This is a genomic window from Microbacterium sp. I2, assembly GCF_051364985.1.
Taxonomy (GTDB): Bacteria; Actinomycetota; Actinomycetes; order Actinomycetales; family Microbacteriaceae; genus Microbacterium.
Genome location: NZ_JBLWIH010000007.1, coordinates 278650 through 302039, shown reverse-complemented (window position 1 = coordinate 302039; position 23390 = coordinate 278650). Strand labels below are relative to the sequence as shown.

21 protein-coding genes and 2 tRNA genes are annotated in these 23390 nt (G+C 66.9%); 10 read left to right on the top strand and 13 right to left on the bottom strand.

Features of this window, described 5'->3' with window-relative positions; translation table 11 throughout:
• Positions 1-2 precede the first annotated feature (2 nt).
• A complete protein-coding gene (locus ACLKM7_RS06505; RefSeq protein ID WP_436446335.1) occupies positions 3-575 on the bottom strand; it encodes a peptidylprolyl isomerase in 573 nt (190 codons plus the stop codon).
• 95 nt (positions 576-670) lie between these two features.
• Here ACLKM7_RS06505 and ACLKM7_RS06500 point away from each other — a divergent pair, with 95 nt between their 5' ends.
• Entirely contained in the window at positions 671-1255 is a 585-nt protein-coding gene (locus ACLKM7_RS06500) for a DNA helicase (RefSeq protein WP_436446334.1), read from the top strand.
• Positions 1255-1758 (top strand): aminoacyl-tRNA deacylase, encoded by a 504-nt coding sequence (locus ACLKM7_RS06495; RefSeq protein WP_436446333.1) that lies wholly within the window; start codon positions 1255-1257, stop codon positions 1756-1758. The genes ACLKM7_RS06500 and ACLKM7_RS06495 overlap by 1 nt, the downstream gene beginning before the upstream one ends.
• 15 nt (positions 1759-1773) lie before the next feature.
• On the opposite strand, the gene ACLKM7_RS06490 is transcribed toward ACLKM7_RS06495, so the two are convergent.
• From ACLKM7_RS06490 to dnaA, 10 genes are all read right to left on the bottom strand, one after another.
• The gene (locus ACLKM7_RS06490) at positions 1774-2199 is read right to left on the bottom strand and encodes an NUDIX hydrolase (RefSeq protein WP_436446332.1); all 426 of its coding nucleotides are present in this window, start codon (positions 2197-2199) and stop codon (positions 1774-1776) included.
• Between the two features lie 70 nt (positions 2200-2269).
• Positions 2270-2342: transfer RNA gene (locus tag ACLKM7_RS06485), tRNA-Ala, on the bottom strand.
• Between the two features lie 94 nt (positions 2343-2436).
• Positions 2437-2510: transfer RNA gene (locus ACLKM7_RS06480), tRNA-Ile, on the bottom strand.
• Positions 2511-2604: 94 nt separating this feature from the next.
• The gene (locus tag ACLKM7_RS06475; RefSeq protein ID WP_436446331.1) at positions 2605-3009 is read right to left on the bottom strand and encodes a DUF3566 domain-containing protein; all 405 of its coding nucleotides are present in this window, start codon (positions 3007-3009) and stop codon (positions 2605-2607) included.
• On the bottom strand, positions 3006-5633 hold the full coding sequence (gene gyrA / locus ACLKM7_RS06470) for a DNA gyrase subunit A (protein ID WP_436446330.1): 2628 nt from the start codon (positions 5631-5633) through the stop codon (positions 3006-3008). Before gyrA ends, ACLKM7_RS06475 begins: the two co-directional genes overlap by 4 nt.
• Positions 5634-5691: 58 nt before the next feature.
• Complete coding sequence (gyrB, locus tag ACLKM7_RS06465) at positions 5692-7728, bottom strand: DNA topoisomerase (ATP-hydrolyzing) subunit B (protein WP_436446329.1); 2037 nt, start codon at positions 7726-7728, stop codon at positions 5692-5694.
• A 122-nt stretch (positions 7729-7850) separates the two neighbouring features.
• On the bottom strand, positions 7851-8363 hold the full coding sequence (locus tag ACLKM7_RS06460; RefSeq protein WP_436446328.1) for a DUF721 domain-containing protein: 513 nt from the start codon (positions 8361-8363) through the stop codon (positions 7851-7853).
• Entirely contained in the window at positions 8356-9522 is a 1167-nt protein-coding gene (recF, locus tag ACLKM7_RS06455; protein ID WP_436446327.1) for a DNA replication/repair protein RecF, read from the bottom strand. The genes ACLKM7_RS06460 and recF overlap by 8 nt, the downstream gene beginning before the upstream one ends.
• Before the next feature lie 58 nt (positions 9523-9580).
• Positions 9581-10732 (bottom strand): DNA polymerase III subunit beta, encoded by a 1152-nt coding sequence (gene dnaN, locus ACLKM7_RS06450; RefSeq protein WP_436446326.1) that lies wholly within the window; start codon positions 10730-10732, stop codon positions 9581-9583.
• A gap of 446 nt (positions 10733-11178) precedes the next feature.
• The gene (dnaA, locus tag ACLKM7_RS06445) at positions 11179-12624 is read right to left on the bottom strand and encodes a chromosomal replication initiator protein DnaA (RefSeq protein ID WP_436446325.1); all 1446 of its coding nucleotides are present in this window, start codon (positions 12622-12624) and stop codon (positions 11179-11181) included.
• 309 nt (positions 12625-12933) lie between these two features.
• Here dnaA and rpmH point away from each other — a divergent pair, with 309 nt between their 5' ends.
• Genes rpmH through rsmG form a run of 6 tightly spaced genes read left to right on the top strand, consistent with a single transcriptional unit; the run spans position 12934 to position 16121 of the window.
• Positions 12934-13071 carry a 50S ribosomal protein L34 gene (gene rpmH, locus ACLKM7_RS06440; protein WP_064002918.1) on the top strand — a complete coding sequence of 46 codons (138 nt, stop codon included), beginning with the start codon at positions 12934-12936 and terminating at the stop codon, positions 13069-13071.
• Positions 13072-13079: 8 nt separating this feature from the next.
• Positions 13080-13415: a ribonuclease P protein component gene (gene rnpA / locus ACLKM7_RS06435; RefSeq protein ID WP_436446324.1), complete on the top strand. Its 336-nt coding sequence runs from the start codon at positions 13080-13082 to the stop codon at positions 13413-13415.
• A complete protein-coding gene (gene yidD, locus ACLKM7_RS06430; protein WP_436446323.1) occupies positions 13412-13768 on the top strand; it encodes a membrane protein insertion efficiency factor YidD in 357 nt (118 codons plus the stop codon). Before rnpA ends, yidD begins: the two co-directional genes overlap by 4 nt.
• Positions 13769-13776: 8 nt before the next feature.
• Positions 13777-14913 carry a membrane protein insertase YidC gene (yidC, locus tag ACLKM7_RS06425; RefSeq protein ID WP_436446322.1) on the top strand — a complete coding sequence of 379 codons (1137 nt, stop codon included), beginning with the start codon at positions 13777-13779 and terminating at the stop codon, positions 14911-14913.
• A 43-nt stretch (positions 14914-14956) separates the two neighbouring features.
• Complete coding sequence (locus ACLKM7_RS06420) at positions 14957-15475, top strand: protein jag (protein ID WP_436446321.1); 519 nt, start codon at positions 14957-14959, stop codon at positions 15473-15475.
• A gap of 22 nt (positions 15476-15497) precedes the next feature.
• On the top strand, positions 15498-16121 hold the full coding sequence (gene rsmG, locus ACLKM7_RS06415) for a 16S rRNA (guanine(527)-N(7))-methyltransferase RsmG (RefSeq protein WP_436446320.1): 624 nt from the start codon (positions 15498-15500) through the stop codon (positions 16119-16121).
• Positions 16122-16959: 838 nt separating this feature from the next.
• Here the strand turns inward: rsmG and ACLKM7_RS06410 are convergent.
• On the bottom strand, positions 16960-17340 hold the full coding sequence (locus tag ACLKM7_RS06410) for an AAA family ATPase (RefSeq protein WP_436446319.1): 381 nt from the start codon (positions 17338-17340) through the stop codon (positions 16960-16962).
• Between the two features lie 2797 nt (positions 17341-20137).
• On the opposite strand from ACLKM7_RS06410, the gene ACLKM7_RS06405 reads away from it, so the two are divergent.
• Both ACLKM7_RS06405 and ACLKM7_RS06400 read left to right on the top strand, forming a co-directional pair.
• Positions 20138-21061 (top strand): ParA family protein, encoded by a 924-nt coding sequence (locus ACLKM7_RS06405; RefSeq protein ID WP_436446471.1) that lies wholly within the window; start codon positions 20138-20140, stop codon positions 21059-21061.
• The gene (locus ACLKM7_RS06400) at positions 21061-22038 is read left to right on the top strand and encodes a ParB/RepB/Spo0J family partition protein (protein ID WP_436446318.1); all 978 of its coding nucleotides are present in this window, start codon (positions 21061-21063) and stop codon (positions 22036-22038) included. The genes ACLKM7_RS06405 and ACLKM7_RS06400 overlap by 1 nt, the downstream gene beginning before the upstream one ends.
• Before the next feature lie 42 nt (positions 22039-22080).
• Here ACLKM7_RS06400 and ACLKM7_RS06395 read toward each other — a convergent pair whose 3' ends face one another.
• Entirely contained in the window at positions 22081-23334 is a 1254-nt protein-coding gene (locus ACLKM7_RS06395; RefSeq protein ID WP_436446317.1) for an RNA polymerase sigma factor, read from the bottom strand.
• Positions 23335-23390: the final 56 nt, after the last annotated feature.

Sequence of the window (23390 nt, the reverse complement as noted above, 5' to 3'; positions counted from 1 at the left end):
GATCAGACCGTGACGATGTCGATCGACTGGATGACGACCGGCTCGACGGGACGATCGCCGGCAGCCGTCGGCACCTCGCTGATCGTGTCGACGACAGCCTTGGAGGCGTCGTCGGCGACCTCTCCGAAGATGGTGTGCTTGCCCTGCAGCCAATCCGGTCCGCGGCCGCCCTGGCCGGGCACGGTGATGAAGAACTGGGAGCCGTTGGTGCCCTCGGGCTGGCCCGTGATCGCGTTGCGGCGCAGACCGGCGTTGGCCATCGCAAGCTTGTAGGGCTCGGTGAAGCTGAGCTCGGGGCTGATCTCGTCGTTGAACGTGTAGCCGGGACCGCCGACTCCCTGGCCGAGCGGGTCGCCGCCCTGGATCATGAAGCCCGAGATGACCCGGTGGAAGATGACGTCCTTGTACAGGGGGCCGTCGCCGGGCTTCTCCGTGGCGGGGTGCGTCCACGAGCCCGTGCCGTCGGACAGCCCGATGAAGTTCTGGACGGTGCGCGGGGCCTGGTCGCCGAAGAGGTTGACGACGATGTCGCCGTGGTTGGTGTGGATGGTTGCGACTGCAGTGTGAAGGGGCATTCATACATTGAATCAGAGTTCGCTGCAACCCCTCCCGTCCGGGCATCGGTCTGGCAAGATGGGGAGACCGACATCCCCACGACAGGGAGGGCACCGTGAGCCTCAGCCGCAAGCGCAAGAAGGAACTCCACAAGCTTCAGAAGCAGGCCGAGAACCTGTGGGAGACACAGCAGGTGCTGGTCGGCGAGGCCGCGACGGTCGCTCGCGAGGCCGGACGACAGCTGGGCCACTACAGCCGCGAGCACGTCGCGCCGCAGGTGCAGGCGGGCTACGAGAAGTACGCCGCGCCCTATGTCCAGAAGGGCGTCAAGGTCGGCCGTCAGGTCGTCGGCGACACGCTGATCCCGGCCGCCGGCGCGGTCGTCGGCTCGGCGTTGTCGGTGTGGGATGCCGCGAACGACACGCGCTCGCGTCTCGCGGGCGGACGCGGTCTGGCCATGCCGGACTCGAAGAAGTACGCCAAGAAGGCCGACAAGTACTCCCGCGACGCGAGCCGCTTCCTGTCGGCGAAGCTCGACCGCGTGGCTCCGCAGAAGAAGGGGATGGGCGCCGGCGGCGTGATCGCGATCATCCTCGGAGTGGCAGCCGCGGTCGGTGTGCTCTACGCCGCGTGGCAGACGCTTCGCGCCGACGACGAGCTCTGGGTCGCGGACGACCCGCTGCGCGCTCCCGACGCGTGATGACGCTGCCCGGACCCTCGCTCGGGCAACCGGTCGAGGGCGTCGATCGCGTCCGCGCGGCGGCGGACGAACGCGGTCTCGACATCGAGATCAAGGAGCGGCCCGCGGCAGGCAGCCTTCCCGAAGCGGCCGCGATCCTCGGCATCCGTCCCGCCGACATCGTGAAGACGCTGGTCGTCAAGCGCAGTGACGACACCTATCTGTTCGCATTGATCCCCGGGGACCGCGCGATCTCGTGGCCGAAGTTGCGGGCGGTGGTCGGTGTCAACAAGCTGCAGCTGCCGGATCCGCAGCGTGCTCTCGCGGCCACGGGTTACGAGCGCGGCACCATCGTTCCGCTCGGAAGCACCCACGACTGGCCCGTCTACGCCGACGCCGAGATCGTCGGGCGACGCATCGCCATGGGCGCCGGGGCGCACGGCTACAGCCTCTTCGTCGACGCGGACGCCCTCATCGCGGCGTATGGCGCGATCGTCGACGACATCTCGCAGCCGCTCGAGTAGCGGCATCCGGAATCGTCAGACCAGGCCCGCCATCTCGAGGGCGATGTCGACGAGCTTGACCCGCTGCAACTCGCGCACCTCGGCGAGGGGGAACCACTCGGCGCGATCGGTCGTGCCGTCGACCTCGTTGCGCAGCCGGCCACCCGTGACATGCGCCCGGTACACGATGCGAAGGGTGTGCAGGGGCTCGGTCAGTCCAGGCGACAGGCGTCTGCCGGGAGGGATCACACGAGAATGGATGCCGAGCAGCTGGCCGACCGTGACGCGGTAGCCGGTCTCTTCCCTCACCTCGCGGCGTGCCGCGGACTCGGGATCCTCGCCGGGCTCCAGCCCGCCGCCGGGCATCGTCCACGCCCCGCGCCGGCCTTCGTTCCAATGCGCCAGCAGCAGCCGGTCGTCCTCATCGAGGATGACCGCGTACGCCGCGACACGCAGATCCATGCTTCACCCTATCGACCGGCACAGAAACGACGAAGAAGCCGGTCCCGCAGGACCGGCTTCGTTCTTCTTGTGGAGCCTAGGAGATTCGAACTCCTGACATCCTGCTTGCAAAGCAGGCGCTCTACCAACTGAGCTAAGGCCCCGGGGCAATGGGTGATCGCGGACTTCGTCCGCTCAACAGGACTCAATCGGCTCGGCAGTATCTGCAAGCAGCACTGCGCTCGCCTCAATCGCCTGTGGGGCTACCAGGACTTGAACCTGGGACCTCTTCATTATCAGTGAAGCGCTCTAACCGCCTGAGCTATAGCCCCGTTTCGGTGCGGTGCTCGCGCCCCGCAACCTCCAAGACTTTACCCGACGAACGACGATTTCACGAATCGACGTCGACGAGGATCGGCCGTGGAATCAGTTGGAAGTGAAGCCGACGAGCAGTCCGCCCGTCACCTTGACCGCCAGGTTGTAGATGCCCGCGACCACGGCGCCGAGCACCGTGAAGACGACGAGATTGAGGATGGCGACGACCGCCGAGAACGCGAGGACCTGCGGGAAGCTCACGAAGTCCGACAGCAGGATGCTGCCGTCGGTGAAGCTGCCGAAGAACTTGTCGGCCTCGGCGATGAGCCCCGTCGTCTGCACGACGAGGTACACGACGATGAACGACACGACGGTGACGACGGCGATCGCGATCGCTCCCAGGAACGACAGCTTCACGGCCGACCAGAAGTCGATGTACACCAGGCGCAGGCGCACCTGCTTGGCGCTGGTCTTGCTGCTGGATTTCTTCGCGAGCTTGTCGGCTACCGTGCTCATGCGTCAGTGCTCTCTTCGGGGGTCTCGGGCGAGGCGTCCGGAGCTGTGGAGGTTTCAGCGGTCGGATCTTCGTCGGGGGCCTCGGCGGCGTCCTCGGCTTCTGCTGTCAGGGTTCGCTCGATGTTGCGGGCGATCGCAAGGATGCGATCGTCTCCACCAGCACGGGCGAAAACGACGCCCATGGTGTCGCGACCCTTGGCAGGCACCTCGGCCACGGCAGAGCGTACCACCTTGCCGCTGGCAAGAACCACCAAGACCTCGTCGTCCTCCGAGACGATCAGACCGCCCGCGAGATCGCCGCGGTCCTCGTTCAGTTTGGCCACCTTGATGCCCAGTCCGCCGCGGTTCTGCACCCGGTACTGGTCGACGGCGGTGCGCTTGGCATAGCCGCCCTCGGTGACGACGAAGACGTACTCGTCGTCCTTGGCGACGGATGCCGAGAGCAGGCTGTCGCCGCCGCGGAAGTCCATGCCCTTCACACCCGACGTCGAGCGGCCCATCGGACGCAGCGCGGAATCGGTCGCCGAGAAGCGCAGTGACATGCCGTGCCGGCTGATGAGCAGGATGTCGTCGCCTTCGTCGACGAGCAGGGCGCTGACGACCTCGTCATCGGTGTCGGCATCGGCGTCTTCTGCCTCTTCCGAACCGTTGCCGCGCAGCTTGATCGCGATGATCCCGCCCTGGCGGTTCGTGTCGTACTCGGTCAGGCGGGTCTTCTTGACCAGTCCGTTGCGCGTGGCCAGCACCAGGTAGGTGGCGACCGCGTAGTCGCGGATGTCGAGGATCTGCGCGATCTCCTCGTCGGGTTGCAGTGCGAGGAGGTTCGCCACGTGCTGACCCTTGGCGTCGCGCCCCGCCTCGGGCACTTCGTACGCCTTCGAGCGGTAGACCCGGCCCTTGTTCGTGAAGAAGAGCAGCCAGTGGTGCGTCGTGGTGACGAAGAAGTGCTCGACCACGTCGTCGGCGCGCAGCTGCGCGCCCTTGACTCCCTTGCCACCGCGGTGCTGCTGACGGTAGTTGTCGCTTCGCGTGCGCTTGATGTAGCCGTCACGCGTGACCGAGACCACCATCTCCTCTTCGGGGATGAGGTCTTCCATCGACATGTCGCCGTCGAAGCCGTGCAGGATGTGGGTGCGGCGCTCATCGCCGAACTTCTCCACGATCCCGGCGAGCTCGTCGTGCACGATGCTGCGCTGGCGCATCGGCTTGACGAGGATGTCGTTGAGGTCGGTGATCTTCGCCTCGAGCTCGGTGGCCTCGTCGATGATCTTCTGGCGCTCGAGGGCGGCAAGCCGGCGCAGCTGCATCTGCAGGATGGCGTCGGCCTGGATCTCGTCGATGTCGAGCAGGCTCTTCAGGCCCTCGCGCGCATCGTCCACGGTCGGCGAGCGGCGGATGAGCGCGATGACCTCGTCGAGCGCGTCGAGCGCCTTGAGGTAGCCGCGCAGGATGTGCATGCGCTTCTCGGCCTCGCGCAGGCGGTACTGCGTCCGCCGGACGATGACCTCGATCTGGTGTTCGATCCAGTACGAGATGAAGCCGTCGAGGGGCAGCGTGCGCGGCACACCGTCGACGATCGCGAGCATGTTCGCGCCGAAGTTCTCCTGCAGCTGGGTGTGCTTGTACAGATTGTTCAGCACGACCTTGGCAACAGCATCCCGCTTCAGCACCACGACCAGGCGCTGACCGGTGCGGTCGCTCGTCTCGTCGCGGATGTCGGCGATGCCGGTGATCTTGCCCTCGCGAGCGAGGTCGCCGATCTTGACCGCGAGGTTGTCGGGGTTCACCTGATACGGCAGCTCGGTGATGACGAGGCACGTGCGGCCCTGGAGCTCTTCGATCGAGACGACCGCGCGCATCGTGATGGAGCCGCGGCCGGTACGGTACGCCTCGCGCACGCCTTTGGTGCCGAGGATCTGCGCGCCGGTCGGGAAGTCGGGCCCAGGGATGCGCTCCATGAGCGCGTCGAGCAGTTCCTCGCGCGAGGCTTCCGGGTTCTCGAGCGCCCAGAGCGCGCCGGACGCCACCTCGCGGAGGTTGTGCGGAGGGATGTTGGTCGCCATGCCGACCGCGATGCCGACAGACCCGTTGACGAGGAGGTTCGGGAAGCGCGCCGGCAGGACCGTGGGCTCCTGCGTCTGACCGTCGTAGTTGTCCTGGAAGTCGACGGTGTCTTCTTCGATGTCGCGCACCATCTCGAGCGCGAGCGTCGCCATCTTCGTCTCGGTGTACCGCGGCGCCGCGGCGCCCATGTTGCCCGGCGACCCGAAATTGCCCTGGCCCTGAGCGAGCGGGTACCGCAGCGACCACGGCTGCACGAGACGCACGAGGGCGTCGTAGATCGGCGCATCACCGTGCGGGTGGTACTGACCCATCACTTCGCCGACGACACGCGCGCACTTCGAGAACGACTTGTCGGGACGGAAGCCGCCGTCGTACATGCCGTAGATGACGCGGCGGTGCACCGGCTTCAGGCCGTCGCGCACATCCGGCAGAGCGCGGCCGACGATGACCGCCATCGCGTAGTCGAGGTAGCTGCGCTGCATCTCGAGCTGCAGGTCGACCTGGTCGATCCGGCCGTGCTCGTGCTCGGCGTTGGGGTCGGGACGTTCTTCGTCAGCCATCTTGTGTCTTTCGTCGGTGTGCGTGCTCGCGAACGGCGGAGGTCGAGGTGACCGCGCGTCAGATATCGAGGAAGCGGACGTCCTTGGCGTTGCGCTGGATGAACGTGCGGCGCGATTCGACGTCCTCGCCCATCAGCACGGAGAAGATCTCGTCCGCGGCCGCGGCGTCGTCGATGGTCACTTGGCGGAGCGTCCGGGTGCTGTGGTCCATCGTGGTCTCCCACAGCTCCTTGGCGTTCATCTCGCCCAGACCCTTGTAGCGCTGGACACCGGAGTCCTTCGGGATCCGCTTGCCGTTGGCGAGACCGTGCTCCAGGAGCGCATCCCGCTCCTTGTCGGAGTACACGTACTCGTGCGCCGAGTTGGTCCACTTCAGCCGGTACAGCGGAGGCATCGCCAGGTAGACGAAACCCGCCTCGATCAGCCCGCGCATGTAACGGAACAGGAGTGTCAGCAGCAGCGTCGTGATGTGCTGGCCGTCGACGTCGGCATCGGCCATGAGCACGATCTTGTGATACCGCGCCTTGTCGATGTCGAAGTCCTCGCCGATGCCCGTGCCGAAGGCCTGGATCATCGCCTGGACCTCTTTGTTCGAGAGGGCCTTGTCGAGCCGAGCGCGCTCGACGTTGAGGATCTTGCCGCGCAGCGCGAGGATCGCCTGCGTGTGCGGGTCACGGCCCTGCACCGCCGAGCCGCCGGCGGAGTCGCCCTCCACGAGGAAGATCTCGCTGATCGAGGGGTCCTTGCTGGTGCAGTCCTTGAGCTTGTCGGGCATCGCCGCCGACTCGAAGACGCTCTTGCGGCGGGCCGTCTCGCGCGCCTTGCGCGCGGCGAGGCGTGCGCTGGCCGCGTCGATCGCCTTGCGGATGACGTTCTTGGCCTGAGCCGGGTTGCGGTCGAACCAATCGCCCAGCTGATCGCCGACGACCTTCTGCACGAACGCCTTGGCCTCGGTGTTGCCGAGCTTCGTCTTTGTCTGACCCTCGAACTGCGGTTCCGACAGCTTCACCGAGATGACCGCGGTGAGCCCCTCGCGGATGTCTTCGCCGGTGAGGTTGTCGTCCTTCTCCTTGAGGAGGTTGTTGCTGCGCGCGTAGCGGTTCACGAGCGTCGTGAGCGCGGCGCGGAAGCCCTCTTCGTGTGTGCCGCCCTCGTGCGTGTTGATCGTGTTGGCGTACGTGAAGACGTTCTCGGTGTAGCTCGTCGTCCACTGCATCGCCATCTCGAGAGCGATCTTGCGGCCGGAGTCCTCCGACTCGACCTCGATGATCTCGTCGTTGACGACGTCCGCGTGGCGCACCTTGTTCAGGTGCTCGACGTAGTCGACCAGACCGCGCTCGTAAAGGAAGCTGTCGTGGCGCGGCTGCGGCTCGTCGACGCCGTCGCCGGGGTTGTCGTCGGGCACCAGCGCGTTGGGCCGTTCGTCGCGGAGGCTGATGCGCAGACCCTTGTTCAGGAACGCCATCTGCTGGAACCGCGTGCGCAGCGTGTCGTAGTCGAAATCGATGGTCTCGAAGATGGAGTCGTCCGGCCAGAACGTGATCGTCGTGCCGGTCTCGCTGCTCTCCTCCTCCTTGGCCAGCGGTGCCTGCGGCTGCCCGCCGTCACGGTAGGACTGGCGCCACACGTGACCCTGCTGACGCACCTCTACTTCGAGACGGGTCGACAGCGCGTTGACCACCGAGGAGCCCACGCCGTGCAGGCCGCCCGAGACGGCATACGCGCCGCCGCCGAACTTTCCACCGGCGTGGAGGACGGTGAGCACGACCTCGACCGTCGACTTGCCTTCGCTCTTGTGGATGCCGACCGGGATGCCGCGGCCGTTGTCGGCCACCCGCACACCGCCGTCGCTGAGGATCGTGACCTCGATGTTGTCGCAGTAGCCGGCCAGTGCCTCGTCGACGGAGTTGTCGACGATCTCCTGGACGAGGTGGTGCAGACCGCGCTCACCGGTCGATCCGATGTACATGCCGGGGCGCTTGCGCACGGCCTCGAGGCCTTCGAGCACCTGGATGTCGTCTGCCCCATATTCACCGGGAGCCTGAACGAGGTAGTCGGGTTCCTCAGGAACGTTGTCGGGGTTGTCGGGCGTCATCTTCGCGAGGGCTCCATATCCTTCGATGGGGGCCCCGACAGTCTATCGGTTTTCGGCCCGGCTACGCGGCGTACGCGCCCCGCTGAGGCCAGGAAATCCCTCCGGACACCTTCAGAGATGCCTCAACCGTAGGTATCGCGCGGGCCACGCCCTGGAATCGTTCTGGGACCCCATTTCCAGGAGGGGACGTCCGGCCCGATGAAGCGCACCGCTGTGACACCCGCGTCGGGGAAGCGGCGGACGATCTCCGACAGGATGTGCGCCCTCATGAGCTGCAGCTGCTTCGCCCACGCTGTCGAATCGGCCTGGACGGTGAGTGAACCCTCCGAGAACGCGACCGGGCGCGTGTGCCGGGCGGTGTCTTCACCGGCGACCTCGGCCCACGCGCGCACGACGTCTTCGCGAGCCAGCTCCTTGTCCCACCCGGCTTCGCGTGTGAGGTCGGCGAGCACGTCACCCACTCCGTGCGGGTCGCGCCCCGGTGTGAACGGAGCATTCTCGTCGTCGACGACGCGACGCCGCTTCTTGCGGAAGGTGCGCGCCGAGGGCTCGAGTCCTCGTAGCCGCAGATAGGTCGCGATCGTCTCGGGGATGCGCGGGGTCTCGCCCTCCGGCGCACGGCCGCCCTCAGGCATCCGTCGCCTCCTCCACGATTCGGCCCGCCTCGACCCGCACCATGCGCGCGCGGAGGATGTCGGGAACATCGCCCTCGACCGCCGCAGTCACCACGACCTGCTCGTAGTCGCCCGCGAGTCCGGCCAGCCGGGCGCGGCGATCGGTGTCGAGCTCCGCGAAGACGTCGTCGAGGATGAGCACCGGGTCTCCGAGCACAGACTCTTCCCGCAGCAGTTCGGCCGACGCCAGGCGGAGTGAGAGCGCCACCGACCACGATTCTCCGTGCGACGCATAGCCCTTGACCGGGAGCTCACGGATCCTCAGCAGAAGATCGTCGCGATGCGGACCGACGAGTGTGAGCCCACGATCCAGCTCGGCAGTGCGGCGGGCGGCCAGCGCCTCACGGAACTGCGCGGCGATGTCGGCGGTCTCGGCGGCCACGACCGTGGGCGTGCCGGGGTCGTCGCTGTCAGGGTCATTCCCGCGGATCGACAGCGCCCATTCGATCTCGGGGTGGTGGTCGGCGCCGGCGATCGCCGTGTAGGCGGCGGCGAGGGGTGCAGCCAGATCGGCGGCGAGGGCCAACCGCGCCTGGATGACCTGCGTGCCGAGCGCGACGAGCTTGTCGTCCCACACGTCGAGGGTCGACAGCGCGTCGCCGCGGACGCCACGCGCCCTGGCCGACTTGAGCAGAGCGGTGCGCTGCTTGAGCACGCGGTCGTAGTCGCCGAGCACGCCCGACATGCGGGGTGCGCGCTGCACCAGCAGCTGATCGGCGAAACGGCGACGCGCCGACGGGTCGCCGCGGACGATCTGAAGGTCTTCCGGCGCGAAGAGCACGACTTGCGCATACCTCGGAAGCTCGGAGGGCTTGACTGCGGAGCCGTTGACACGCGCCTTGTTGGATCCCTGACGGTTGACCTGCGCCTCGAGCTGCACGCGACGCTCACCGTGGGCGAGCCGTGCGCGGATGATCGCGGCATCCGCCCCATCGCGCACCATCGGCGCATCGTTGGACACGCGATGAGACCCGAGCGTCGCGAAGAATGCGATCGCCTCGGCGAGATTCGTCTTGCCCTGACCGTTGCGGCCGACGAAGACATTCGGGCCGGGAACCAGAGTCACGTCGGCCGCCGCATAGTTGCGGAAGTCCACGAGACTGAGCTGCTCCACGATCACCGGTCAAGCCTAATCAGCGGGCCCGACGTCGCCCCGGAGATGCGGGCGCTCCCAGGGGTCAGCGCAGCAGCAGGTTCGGCTGCAGCAGATAGCGGAACGACTCTTCACCGGCCCGGTCCACCGACGTCTGCGGGGTGATGAGCACGGGGCTGAGCTTGTTGGCGTTCTCGCTCGAGGTGAACGTGATCCGGACGAACTCGCTCTTGACCGCGCCGAGCGACTCCAGCAGGTACTGCGGGTTCAGACCGAGCGTGACGTCCTCGCCGACGAGGTTCGCATCGACCGACTCGGTCGCGCGCGCCTGCTCGGTGCCGGAAGCATCCATCGACACGGCATCCGTCGTGAACGTGAACCGCAGCGGTGCCGAGCGATCGAGCACGAGCGACACACGGCGCACCGCCTCGGCGAGGTCGGCGGTGTTGACGACGGCGTGGTGCTCGGTCTGCTCGGGGAACAGCCGGCGCACCGGCGGGAAGTTGCCCTTGATCAGCAGCGACGTGACCGTCTTGTTGCCGGCCGTGAACGCGATGATCTCGCGGTCACCGGTTCCCGAGAACGCGATGGAGATGTCGCCGCCGTGCGCGAAGGTCTTGCCGACCTCGGTGAGCGTCCGCGCCGGTACGAGCGCCGTGGTCGATTCCTCGGACGCGGTGCCGCCGCCGTCCCACGGGATCTCACGCAGCGCCACACGGTAGCGGTCGGTCGCGACGAGGCTGAGGCTCGTGCCCGAGACCTCGAGCTGCACGCCGGTGAGCACGGGGGTGACGTCGTCGCGCGACGCCGCGAACGCGACCTGCGCGATCGCCGTGGCGAAGTCCTCGCCGGGCACGAGGCCGGAGTCTCCGGAGACCTCGGGAATCGCCGGGTACTCCTGAACCGGCATCGAGGCGAGGGTGAACCGCGCCGAACCGCATGTGAGCAGGATGCCGCTGTCTTCATCGACGGCGATCTCGATGGGAGCGTTCGGGAGCCGGCTGGCGATGTCGGAGAGAAGCCTGCCGTGCACGAGGATCGTGCCGGGCTCGTCGACGGTGGCTTCGATCGTCGTCCGCGCCGAGGCTTCGTAGTCGAAGGCGGCGAGTGACAGACCGTCGGCGGATGCCTCGATCAGCACGCCGGCGAGGATCGGCTGGGGGTTGCGCTGCGGCAGGAGCTTGACGACGAACGATACGGCTTCGCTGAACACATCGCGATTGACGTGGAACTTCACGAACGCTCCCTCTGCAGCGGACCCGCAGGCTGCGGGCTCGGGGTTCTCATGCTAGTGGCACGTCTGCCGAATGCCAGTCCCGCTCTTGGCGAGCATCGCTTCCACCGGCCTGTCCACCGCAAAGGTGATCGAACGGTTTCAATGAGAAGGACTTTTGTCATGGTGTTAACGGCTGTGGAAACTGTGGACAACTCCCCTGATCCCAATCGGCACACCGAAACCACACGCGTGTGAGTTGTGGAGCGGCTGCGGATGGACTTTGGAATGACGGATGCCGGGGCTCCAGGCATCCGGAATCCATCCACAGGGCTTCGACAGATCTTCACAGCCGTTTCCGCAGCCCCGGAGAGTTATCCACAGGTTTTCCACACTGTGCAGAACGCGCATAATGGCCCCGTCCGCAACGGGTGTCAAGGACTTCTTGCGGCATATGCCGACACACGGCGTCAGCGGCCGTTGCGGCCCAGCTGAGTGGTGATCTCGGAGACCTGGTTGTAGATCGAGCGACGCTCTTTCATGAGGTCGCTGATCTTCTTATACGCGTACATCACGGTGGTGTGATCGCGGTTGCCGAACAGCTGGCCGATCTTCGGCAGCGACAGGCTCGTGCGCTCACGGCACAGATACATGGCGATCTGTCGAGCCGTCGCGACGGACTGCGAGCGGCTCGAGCCGTACAGGTCGTCGACCGTGAGCTTGAAGTAGGCCGCGGTCGCCGTGATGATGTCGGTCGGCGAGATCACGTTGGCGTCATCCTGGTCGACGATGTCGCGCAGCACCGTCTGCGCGAGAGACATATCGAGCGTCGAGCGGTTGAGGCTCGCAAACGCGGAGACGCGGATGAGGGCGCCCTCGAGCTCGCGGATGTTGCTCGAGACGACCGTGGCGATGTACTCGAGCACCTCGTCGGGAATGTGCAGACGCTCGGACTGCGCCTTCTTGCGCAGGATCGCGATGCGGGTCTCGAGGTCGGGCGCCTGCACGTCGGTGATGAGGCCCCACTCGAACCGGCTGCGCATGCGGTCCTCGAAGCCGGTGAGATGCTTCGGGGGCACATCGCTCGTGATCACGACCTGCTTGTCGTGGTCATGCAGCTGGTTGAAGGTGTGGAAGAACGCCTCCTGCGTCTCGGCACGGCCCTGCAGGAACTGGATGTCATCGATCAGGAGGATGTCGACGTCCCGATACCGCGCCTGGAATGCCGAACCGCGGTTGTTGGCGATCGAGTTGATGAAGTCGTTCGTGAACTCCTCGCTCGAGACGTACCGCACGCGGATGCCGGCGTACAGACTCAGCGCGTAGTCGCCGATCGCGTGAAGAAGATGCGTCTTGCCCAGGCCCGAGTCGCCGTAGATGAACAGCGGGTTGTACGCCTTGGCGGGTGCCTCGGCGACCGCGACCGCGGCGGCATGCGCGAAGCGGTTGGACTGGCCGATGACGAAGTTGTCGAACGTGTACTTGGGGTTCAGCCGGGTGTCGCTGCGCGAGACGGATGCCGGTTCGGCCGGCTCGTCCAGCGGCGGGCGGCCGACGGGCGAAGGGCCGGGCGCGGAATGGCCGCCCCCGAGCGCGCCCGACTGGATCGGGATGGGTGCCGTCAGGTGCGCGTCTGCAAGATCCGGATTGACGACGACGCGGAACGTCGAGGCCGGATTCTGGCCTTCCTGCTCGACCCGCGACAGGGCTTCCATGATGGGAGCGCGCATGCGCTTGGTGAACTGCGCGGCCGTCAGGTCGTTGGGAACATCGAGATAGAGCGTGCCCCCCATGACTCCCTGCGGAACGGCGAGGCTGATGAATCCGTGAAGCTGCGGCGTGATCCGCTCATCGTTCACGAGCTCTTCGAGCACGGCTGACCAGACTGGAACGTCTGGGACTTCGTGCGGTGACATGGCCCCCCCGGGTTGTTGATGATTCCACCGGGTGCCGCGGAATCGCCGTGACTGGCCTGTGGATAACTGCCGGAGCCACGCTAGTCAGCGGGCGTCGTGTGAGCAAACTCCACTGTAGGACCCGCCCGCGTGTCACTGCCACGCCCAATTCGAGATCCGGGGCATAATGACACGTTCCTCACTCGGTTTGAGTTATCGGGCGACTCGACGTAGCCTTAATCGGTTGACTTATGCCCTCGCGGCAGTCCCTTTGTAAGAGCGTCCCCGGTCTCGAGCGTCCCGGTGACACCTGATCGGAAGAAAACCCTCATGAGCAAGCGCACCTTCCAGCCCAACAACCGCCGCCGCGCCAAGAAGCACGGCTTCCGCGCCCGCATGCGCACCCGCGCCGGCCGCGCCATCCTCTCGGCTCGTCGCTCCAAGGGGCGCACCGAGCTCTCGGCCTGACCCGAGCGGTGCTCGCGAGGCCGAACCGACTCACCCGCGGGACGGAATACAAGGCCGTCGTCCGTCGGGGTCGTCGCTGTGCCGGAGCGCACACCATCACCTACGTGAACCGCGTCGAGACCGAAGGTCCGGCGCGGTTCGGTTTCATCGTGAGTCGTCAGGTCGGAGGCGCTGTGGTGCGCAACACCGTCCGGCGGCGACTCAAGGCCGTGTGCGCCGAGTCCCTGCCGTCCGTCGCTGAGGGCAGCGACGTCGTGATCCGTGCACTGCCGAGTGCGGCGACGGCGTCGTTCGCCGACCTGCGCGATGAGGTTTCGCGATGCCTCGCACGGAGAGCGGCATGAGCGTCCTCCCGGCCTACGCCCTCGGCGACGCCCGGTTCGAGGCATCCGATCTGCTGCGCAGCATCCCGCTGCTCCCCCGCAACGCCGCTCTCGCTCTTCTCCACGGCTACCGTGCGACCATCTCTCATGCCTACGGGGACGTCTGCAAGTACTACCCGTCGTGTTCGGCCTACGCCGTCGGTGCGGTGCAGCAGCACGGCGCGATCGTCGGTTCGGCGCTGACGGCTCGGCGGATCGCTCGCTGCCACCCATGGGCCGCCGGTGGCGTGGACGACGTCGCCCCTCATAAGAACTTCCGGCACGCGCTGACCCCCCACGGTTTCGTCGTGCCCGCCCCCACCGGAAAGGACTGATCCGCCGCATGGATCTCTTGCTGGCTTCCACGCCCTCCCCGACGCCGCCGCCGGCGGGTGGATTCGACCTCATCGGAACGATCCTCTGGCCGCTGAAGTGGCTCGTCGAGGCCGTGCTCGTCTTCTGGCACTGGCTGTTCACCACGATCGGCCTTCCGCCTGCCGACGGCATCACGTGGGTGCTCGCGATCGTCGGCCTTGTGATCGTCGTGCGATCGGCGATGATCCCGCTCTTCGTACGGCAGATCAAGAGCCAGCGGAAGATGATGGAAATCGCTCCTGAACTGCGGAAAGTTCAGGAGAAGTACCGCGGCAAGAAGGATCAGCTCTCTCGCGAGGCCATGAGCCGCGAGACGATGGCGCTGTACAAGAAGCACGGCACGACGCCCGTTTCGAGCTGCCTTCCCCTCCTCGTTCAGATGCCGGTCTTCTTCGCACTGTTCAGCGTGCTGAACGACGTGACGCGGCACGCGGTGGCAGGGATCGGCGGAGTCGGACTCCTCAACGCGGAGCTGACGCAGGAGTTCTACAACGCGAAGCTGTTCGGCGTCGCGTCGCTGCACGAGACGCTCATCCAGGCATTCGAGACGAGCAACACCGCCGCGATCGTCATCCTGCTGACGCTGGTCGTGCTGATGATCGCCTCGCAGTTCTTCACGCAGCTGCAGATCATCTCGAAGAACCTCTCCCCCGAGGCCAAGACCGGCCAGGCGTACCAGATGCAGAAGATCATGCTGTACGTCCTGCCTTTCGCGTTCGTCTTCTCGGGTGTCTTCTTCCCGCTCGGTGTCGTCATCTACTGGTTCGTGTCGAACCTGTGGACGATGGGCCAGCAGTTCCTCGTGATCCGTGAGATGCCGACCCCCGGCTCGGATGCGGCGAAGGCCCGCGAGGAGCGACTGGCCCGCAAGGGCAAGGCGATCGATGCGCAGGGCAAGGTCGTGCCGATGGAGAAGTACCAGGCCGAGCAGCAGCGTCTCTTCGAAGAGGCCGAGCGCGCCCGCGCAGCGTCTCCCAAGCGGCAGCAGCCCGTCGGCAAGCAGCGCGCGAAGAAGCAGGCCCAGAAGCAGGCGCCGAAGCCGGGCGGTCAGAGCTCTAAGGATGCGAGCCCTGGATCCACCGGCGCCCCTGGCTCGGCATCCTGAATCCCCTCCTCTTCTCTACCAACTCACCTTCGAGGATGACTCCATGAGCACGTCGCCCGACTACTCCTCGATCGACACGTCTGTCGATCGCGCACCCGCCACCGCCGAGCAGCTCGAGGAAGAGGGCGACGTCGCGGCCGACTTCATCGAGGGACTGCTCGACATCGCCGACATCGACGGCGACCTCGACCTCGATGTGCGTGCCGGTCGTGCCTACGTCTCGGTGCAGGCCCCCGAGGGTGGGTCGGTATCGCTGATTGCAGACCCCGACACCGTGCAGGCGCTGCAGGAGCTGACGCGGATCGCAGTGCAGAACCGCACCGGCCGGTTCTCGCGCCTCATCCTCGACGTCGGTGGCTCGCGCGACACGCGTCAGCGTCAGCTCGAGCAGCTCGTTGGCCGGGCCATCGATCGGCTCGAGGACGGGGCATCCCAAGCCTCGCTGCCCGCGATGTCGAGCTACGAGCGCAAGCTCGTGCATGACATCGTCGCCGAGCGCGGCTTCGTCTCGGAGTCTTATGGCGATGGTGCTGACCGGCATACGGTGATTCGCCGGGCTTGATCACGTTTCACGTGAAACATCCATGATTGAGATCGAGCAGGAACCCGCAGCAACTGCAGCGATATTCGGCGACCGCATCGACGTGGCGCGACGGTTCGCCGACGCGCTCGGGAAGCACGGCGAGGAACGTGGGCTCATCGGTCCCCTCGAACCACCCCGCTTATGGTCACGGCACATTCTGAACAGCGCTGTCATCGCGCCGCTGTTCTCGGGCCGTGTCGGCGATGTCGGTTCGGGTGCCGGCCTGCCCGGCCTGGTGCTGGCGATCGCGCGCCCAGATGTGGATTGGGTGCTCATCGAGCCGATGGAGCGCCGTGTCGCGTGGCTTTCGGAGCAGGTCGATTCACTCGGGCTCTCGAACGTCGAGGTGCTCCGCGCACGCGCTGAGGACTGGAAGCGCGGCCCGGTGCTCGATGCGGTGACGGCCCGCGCCGTGAGCGCGCTACGGACACTGGTGCCCATCACCGCTCCCCTGGTGCGCGACGGCGGCGAGCTGATCCTCCTCAAGGGCGCCACCGCGGCGAACGAGATCGAGGCCGCGCAGAAGCAGCTGCGCAAGTTCAAGGTCACGAACGCTCGTGTCGAGGTCGTCGGGGCGGATCTTCTCACCGAGCCGTCTCGGGTGATTCGCGCGACCGTCCGCTGACCGTCGACCCGCTAGGGCGTCCACGACCCGCGGTGGGCAGCGAGTGCGCGGCAGCGGCTCGGTGCGCACTCTTCGCCGACGGCTGTATGGCAGTCTGCGCTCCCCTGAGCGCCGCCCGCCCCCGGGCGCACTGTTTCACGTGAAACGCTCCGCGCGAGATGCCTGCGAGCGGGTCTCGCGCCCACGTTTTGTTCACGTGAAACATCGAACGGCGAAGGTTTGATGGTCCACTGTTCCGACACGTCCCCGGCCGGTCACTTCGAGAGTCGGCACAAGGAGGAACGTACGGCTCCCCGCTCAGAGTCCGGTAAGTGCTCATCAAGAGGCTCCGGTTGGTGATCGGTGAATCTCGATGGTGTGAGACGTCGAGTGATCTGGGACGAGGTGTGGCGTCTTCTGGAGCCGTTGAGGCGGGGACGCCAGCGTGGCGTTCGCGGCCGTGGACGGATCATCGTGGAGCGGTCCGGCCGAGGCGCAGAAGCAGTCCGACACGGCTGGGAACCTCGACTGGGCGGTGTCGATCGATTCGACGATGCCTCGCGCGTCAGCGTGGCGCCGTACTCTGTCGCGACATAGGGGGCTTCGTCGAAGTACGAATATCCGCGGGAAGAGCCGCGTGATCACGGAACTGGCCGCCCCCGCGATAGGCTGACGTGCAGGATTCCCCTCGGTTTCGACGGACGGGGTCGCCCGTTGGGCTGGGTGATCAGCACCCGGAACATCATTGACGCCACGATGATGACCATCGCTCAGACAAGGCCGCCCGCGCCAGCAGTGCTGCGATCGCCCTCGCGACCTCGCTGATCCGGATCAGGACCGACTTGACTCCCGCGGCGGCCTAGCGGACCACTTGGAGCGGTCCTTCCTCAGGCGTCGGCGCCTCGAATCGCTGGAAGTACTCGGTCGCCGTCTGCTCGGTGAGCGGCCAGTCGTCCGCCCGTCTGCCGTGTCGATCACAGATCCGGCTCAGGATCGTTTCGAGACTCGTCGCGATGTAAACGGTGTCCGGTACGATTCCGTGCGGTGCGAGCAGTGCGCGGTACTCGTCGCGTTGTCGTCGAAACCAGAACCCGAAATCGAGCACGACATCCTTCCCCGCTGCGACCTGGCGCAGCAAGCGCGCCTTCAGGTTTGCCGCCACTTCCGCCACCACCTTGCCAGCACCACCTGGCCCGCACATCATCACCACACGGGATTCTGGAGTCCTGTTCGCTGTCACCGGGCCGACTCTACGCGGCGCCCCTGACGTCGGGATTGATGACGCTCCAGTCCGCGCACATCAGTCGATTCATACCCGATCAACACGCCCCACCGGCCACGCGTCGGTTCCTCGAAGACACTCGGCCGAACGGGGTGACGGGGGAGCAATCCTCGAACCACAGGGAGGCCGCCGTGAACCGGCAGACCGCGTAGCGGGCTTGGGGAGGCATCGATATGCGTCGGCAGCCCGGGCGGCCCTGGTTGGGTTCAGTTCGTAAGGGTTGCTCGCGTCGCACGAGCTCGCCCACCGGGCGCCTTGGCGTGTTGGGTGTGCCACCCGCCGAGCATGGGCGAACGCCGCAGCACGCTGCGACCACCGACTGATCCGAGATGAATGAGCCGTCGCGCTAGGCGCAGGCTCCCAGGTCGCAGTCGGCAGCCCGCTCGGTACCCCCGCGGTTCGTCCGCGTTTCACGTGAAACATCCATCGGTCCTCGGGGGTGAAGCATTAATCCGCGGCTCCGCTCTGGTCCACCGTCGCTCAGACGCCTTGGAACGCTTACGTGGACTCACGAGCGTCGCCCCTTCTGTCCTTGGCTTCGACACTCCCGCCCGAATGTTTCACGTGAAACGGCGAAGCTGATTGACGGACGCCGGTCTCGTCAGCGCGCTCCACGCCGCGCCCATGGGACCCCGGAGCGAGAGCGCATCGAGACGCTGATCGAGTCACTCCTGGAGGACCCGATCCGTGGCGAGTGGGCCCGCGCGTCCTAGGCATCTTCTGATATCGCGACGCCAGCTCGCCTCGGGCGATTCGGCCCTCCCGTGACAACCGCAAGCGTCTGAGGGTGAACCGCTCGGGGCACGAGACCCCCTTTCGGATCCGCGCGGCAGTCATGACGCGCTGAGCGACTCATCCGCCCGACTGCGACGGGATCGGGGCCTCTGCGACGCTGTCCATCGAGAGCGAGGAACGACCGAGGTGAGCCTCCGATGGGCTTCTACCTGACCGTCCAGCCGCTCGACCGAGTATGACGAGCAGAGCGGATCGCGATCCCTCGTGCGAGGTGACGCACGCCCTATCGCTCGCCCAAAGGTGGTGTGCGGGCCGTCGACTTGTGTCGTTTCCGAGGCGTGCGAGCTCCTCCCTTCCCCGATCACAGCTGTACAGGAGCCGCCGCCACACCGATGGAGCCAGTCGGTGGGGCACCGGGGTCGGACGACGAACTGGTGGGGAGCTCGAGATCGCGCCCACGTTCTCGCACAACACAACGACGGTGAGGGCGCCAAGTACTCACGATCCCGCCGGCGCATCATTGTCGTGTCGCGACGTGAGTGAGCATCGACGACGCGGCTCTCGACCAGAAGCAAGTGCAGTACTTTGGGGACGCCAAGCACTTCGCCCTCATCAGGGGAGCTTGCCGCAGCTGCCATCGCTCAAGGGAGAAGCAGTCCGGCCGTCTCGTTTGTGAGGCCGCGGTGCGCTGAGGGCTCTAGATCTCCGCCGATGGTGGGCGTGGTCGCCGCTCGATGGTCCCCACCACGGAGCTGATATCACCGGAGGCTTGCGCAAGCGTCTAGCGGGGAGCGAATGCTCGGTGCCGTTCTTGAGCGTCTGAGAGCACGCGTGTGATTCGATGTTTCACGTGGAACGGTCCGTGCCGCAGAGGAGCCGCGGCTTCCGCTGCGAGCGTGAACGAGGGTGTCCATGGCCGGGGCGCGATCTGCACATACCTCTGCACTGACGCACGGAAGTGGGGCTGCCACGTCCAACATCGTCGCGGCTGTATACGTCTCCCAGAGCTTGCCAGCGTGGATCTTCTGAGCCTCCGGGGATGGCCTGGTGCGAGGAGCGGGTCGCCATGCGCTCGTCGCTCGGTGTCAGAGCGCTGAGTCGGCGCTGACGCACTGGGGTTGCGAGGTCGGCAGCGCGTGGGGATGCAGCGTCGCTCGACGAACCGGAGGCCGCGGACTGAACCGGTACGGAGTCTCGACCCGCTCCTTCCCTGCTACGCGACTGGCGAGGACTCCTCGGCCATCGGGGTCCTGGGTCTCGACTCGCTCGCTCCTCGCTCCTCGCTCCTCGCTCCTCGACCCACGGGTGTGGGCGGCTCGGCGGCGGTTCGCAGGAGGGCGGCGGGTTGGCGCCGTCGGAGAGGTGGGGCACTGTTGACTGGAGGTGGCGGAGGTCCCGCCCGAACAGTAAGGAACGCATGAGCAACTGGCTCCGACGGCTGGGGATGGGGGGAAGGCGAGATAGGGTGGAAGGCAATGTTGAGCGGCTCGCACAAAGGGGAGAGTTTCACGTGAAACAACCCGACGAGACCGAGGCTCAGGCATCCCTCTCGTCCGAAGAGCAGCCGATCTCACCGGCGCCGGAGACTCCCGAAGCACCCGCGGACGACTCGTCCGAAGTCTCCCGGAGCGAGTTCGCTGACGAGCAGACACTCACAGACGAGAGCCCTTCAGGCGACGATCGGGACAGTCTGCGGAGCCCGGACGCTGAAGACGGCGCACCGGAAGCCACCGCCCCCGACGTCATCGCGCAGGCAGAACCAGAAGAGGTCGTGATCGCATCAACGGGGGGCGGCACGGAGCCGCCGGCGGACGTGCATGCGACCACCGAAGTACCCGACGCCGACACCGAGCCGGCACCCGACACCGACTCCGAGCATGCGACGGCACCCGACCCCGAACCGGCACCCGACCCTGACTCCGAGCCTGCGACCGAACCCGACGCCGACCCTGAGCCGGCCCTGGACGACACATCCGACGGCGTCCGTGACGAACCTGCCACCCAAGAAGAGGAATCCCCCATCGCGCAGCACGACGGCGCCACCTCGGCGGAGACCGAGGACGACTCCCCGATCGCCCGGGAACTCGCGGACCTGACCGCGCGCCGCAAGGCTCTCGACGCGGCCGAGGTACAGCTGACGGGCCGCACCCGGGTGCTGACGGTCTCGAACCAGAAAGGTGGCGTCGGCAAGACCACGACCACCGTCAACCTCGCTGCCGCACTGGCCGAGCGTGGCGCTCGCGTGCTCGTGATCGACCTGGATCCTCAGGGCAACGCCTCGACGGCGCTCGGCGTTCCGCACACGTCCGACATCCCGAGCGTGTACGACGTGCTCATCGACGAGTTCCCGCTGGCTGACATCATCCAGGTCAGCCCGGAATCCCCCAACCTGCTGTGCGCACCGAGCACCATCCACCTCGCCGGCGCCGAGATCGAACTGGTGTCGCAGGTGGCACGCGAACACCGGCTGAGAGTCGCGGTCGACGAGTATCTTGCGAACCACGAAGGGCAGCTTGACTTCATCCTGATCGATTGCCCGCCATCGCTCGGGCTGCTGACGATCAACGCCTTCACAGCGGCGACCGAGCTCTTGATCCCGATTCAGTGCGAGTACTACGCACTCGAGGGCCTGAGCCAGCTGCTCGGCACGGTGCGGATGATCCAGAAGCACCTGAACCCGCGGCTGGAGCTCTCGACGATCATGCTGACGATGTACGACGGGCGTACCCGCCTGGCACAGCAGGTCGCCGACGAGGTCCGCGAGCACTTCCCCAAGGAGGTGCTCGAGACGATCATCCCCCGCTCGGTTCGCGTCTCCGAGGCGCCGAGTTTCGGCCAGTCGGTTCTGGCCTACGATGGACAGTCGGCCGGAGCCATCGCATACCGCGAAGCGGCTGTTGAGATGATCCGGCGCGACAGCGCCTCGAACGAAAGGGGCATCTGATGGCAGCGAAGCGCACCGGACTGGGCCGTGGAATCGGCGCACTGATTCCGACCAACGAGCAGGTCGACGACCGGCCCTCCGACGTCTTCTTCCCGCGCGCTGTCGCGGTGGATGAGGCCCCTCCCGCCGAGGCTGTGCCCGCCGACTCCCAGGAGAATCTCGTCGCCGTGCCCGGCGCGCACCTGGCCAACATCGATCCGCACGAGATCGTGCCCAACCCGCGCCAGCCGAGGACGCACTTCGACCAGCAGCACTTCGCCGAGCTGGTGCACAGCGTCCGCGAGTTCGGCGTTCTGCAGCCCGTCGTCGTTCGTACCAACGAAGACGGCAAATACGAGCTCATCATGGGCGAGCGCCGCACCCGCGCCGCCCGTGAGGCGGGGCTGACGTCGATCCCGGCGATCGTGCGTGACACGGCCGATGAGCACCTCCTCCGCGACGCTCTGCTCGAGAACCTCCACCGGTCGGAGCTGAACCCGCTCGAAGAGGCCTCGGCGTACCAGCAGCTGCTCGAGGACTTCGGCATCACGCAGGAGGAGCTCGCGACACGGATCGGCCGTTCGCGTCCTCAGATCAGCAACACGATCCGCCTGCTCAAGCTGCCGGTGCCGGTGCAGCAGCGCGTGGCGGCGGGTGTGCTCAGCGCCGGGCACGCGCGTGCGATCCTCTCGCTCGAGGATGCAACTGCGATGCAGCGTCTGGCCGACAAGATCGTGAACGAGGACCTCTCGGTGCGTGCGGCCGAGGCAGCGGCGAAGATTCCGGATGCCGGCGGCACCCGTGCGACCAGACCCCAGGCCGGTTCGCGTCGAGCCCACCTCGACGAGGTGGCCGAGAAGCTCGGTGATCGCCTCAACACCCGTGTCCGCATCTCGCTCACGGCACGTAAAGGCCAGATCAACATCGATTTCGCGACGATCCAGGACCTCAACCGCATCCTCGAGGAGATCGGCGAGACCGGCTTCGGCTCGGACTGAGCGCGGAGCCGGAACTTCCCGTTCGGAGAACGGGACCCGGCGCTACGCGCGAAGCGTGGCCGCTCGTCGGCGCAGCAACGCGGCCTCGGCGTCGTTTCCGGGCAGGTCGGCCGCTTCGAGGTACGCCGTCGCTGCGGCATCCGCTCTCCCGAGGCGTTCCAGCAGTTCGGCGCGGACGGCGTGCCACGGACGGAAGCCGGCGAGGTCGGGCGCGAGTCCGTCCACCACCGGCAGCGCCTCCGCGGGCCCTGCGACCATCGAGACGGCGACGGCGCGGTTCAGTCGCACGACCGCTGACGGCGCCAGGGCCTCGAGCGCGTCGTACAGGGCGAGGATCCTCGGCCAGTCGGTGTCGGCGTAGGTGGGTGCGACCGCGTGGCACTCGGCGATCGCCGCCTGCAGGCCGTAGTAGCCCAGCCCGGACCCTGCGCCGGCGGCCCGCCGCAGCGCGTCACTGCCGCGTTCGATCGCTGCCCGGTCCCAGCGAACGCGGTCCTGCTCTTCCAGGGTCAGCGGCAGCCCTTCCGAGCTGTGACGTGTAGTGAACCGCGAGGACTGGAACTCCATGAGGGCGATGAGCGAGCCCACTTCGGGTTCGCCGGGCATGAGAGCGTCGAGCAGCCGGGCGAGCCGGATAGCCTCGCGGGCGACCTCCGGGCGGATCGGGTGATCGCCGGCGGCCGCCGAATACCCCTCGGTGAAGAGCAGATAGATCACTTGCAGCACGCTCGACAGTCGTTCCGGTCGTTCGCTGCGGTCGGGGACTTCGAACGGCACGCCGGCAGCGCCGAGCGTGCGCTTGGCGCGGACGATCCGCTGCTGGACGGTCGTCACGGTCATGAGCAGGACGCGGGCGACCTGCTGGGTGGTCATGCCCGCGACGGTGCGAAGCGTGAGGGCCAGTCGCGCTTCCGGCGCCAGGACGGGATGGCAGGCGACGAAGACCAGACGCAGCACGTCGTCGTCGATGCGGTCGGGATCGGCGAGCGAAGGAACCGGATCCGTCCCCTCGGCCTCGCGCAGCTCGCTGACGAGGAGCGGCTCGCGCTGCGCGAGCCGCTCCCGGCGGCGCCACCCGTCGATGGCGCGCCGCTTGGCCACGGTCATGAGCCACGCGCCGGCGTTGTCGGGGATGCCCGTGCGCGGCCACGCGGAGAGGGCCTCCAGAAGCGCCTCCTGGGCGAGATCCTCGGCCCACGCGAAGTCGCCGGTGTGACGGGTGAGGGCGGCGACGATCCGGGCGGACTCGTCGCGCCACACCGCCTCGACGGCGCGGCGCGAGGGTTCGTCGCTCATGATCTCAGCGTAAGGCGCGCGGTGACCCGCACCCGCGCCCGCGGGCCTTACCCTGG

Excerpts from the sequence above, each read along its gene's own strand:
- ACLKM7_RS06505 (WP_436446335.1), bottom strand. The coding sequence starts at position 575 with ATGCCCCTTCACACTGCAGTCGCAACCATCCACACCAACCACGGCGAC.
- ACLKM7_RS06495 (WP_436446333.1), top strand. The coding sequence starts at position 1,255 with ATGACGCTGCCCGGACCCTCGCTCGGGCAACCGGTCGAGGGCGTCGAT.
- ACLKM7_RS06490 (WP_436446332.1), bottom strand. The coding sequence starts at position 2,199 with ATGGATCTGCGTGTCGCGGCGTACGCGGTCATCCTCGATGAGGACGAC.
- ACLKM7_RS06475 (WP_436446331.1), bottom strand. The coding sequence starts at position 3,009 with ATGAGCACGGTAGCCGACAAGCTCGCGAAGAAATCCAGCAGCAAGACC.
- gyrA (WP_436446330.1), bottom strand. The coding sequence starts at position 5,633 with ATGGCTGACGAAGAACGTCCCGACCCCAACGCCGAGCACGAGCACGGC.
- gyrB (WP_436446329.1), bottom strand. The coding sequence starts at position 7,728 with ATGACGCCCGACAACCCCGACAACGTTCCTGAGGAACCCGACTACCTC.
- ACLKM7_RS06460 (WP_436446328.1), bottom strand. The coding sequence starts at position 8,363 with ATGCCTGAGGGCGGCCGTGCGCCGGAGGGCGAGACCCCGCGCATCCCC.
- dnaA (WP_436446325.1), bottom strand. The coding sequence starts at position 12,624 with ATGTCACCGCACGAAGTCCCAGACGTTCCAGTCTGGTCAGCCGTGCTC.
- rpmH (WP_064002918.1), top strand. The coding sequence starts at position 12,934 with ATGAGCAAGCGCACCTTCCAGCCCAACAACCGCCGCCGCGCCAAGAAG.
- yidD (WP_436446323.1), top strand. The coding sequence starts at position 13,412 with ATGAGCGTCCTCCCGGCCTACGCCCTCGGCGACGCCCGGTTCGAGGCA.
- yidC (WP_436446322.1), top strand. The coding sequence starts at position 13,777 with ATGGATCTCTTGCTGGCTTCCACGCCCTCCCCGACGCCGCCGCCGGCG.
- ACLKM7_RS06420 (WP_436446321.1), top strand. The coding sequence starts at position 14,957 with ATGAGCACGTCGCCCGACTACTCCTCGATCGACACGTCTGTCGATCGC.
- rsmG (WP_436446320.1), top strand. The coding sequence starts at position 15,498 with ATGATTGAGATCGAGCAGGAACCCGCAGCAACTGCAGCGATATTCGGC.
- ACLKM7_RS06400 (WP_436446318.1), top strand. The coding sequence starts at position 21,061 with ATGGCAGCGAAGCGCACCGGACTGGGCCGTGGAATCGGCGCACTGATT.
- ACLKM7_RS06395 (WP_436446317.1), bottom strand. The coding sequence starts at position 23,334 with ATGAGCGACGAACCCTCGCGCCGCGCCGTCGAGGCGGTGTGGCGCGAC.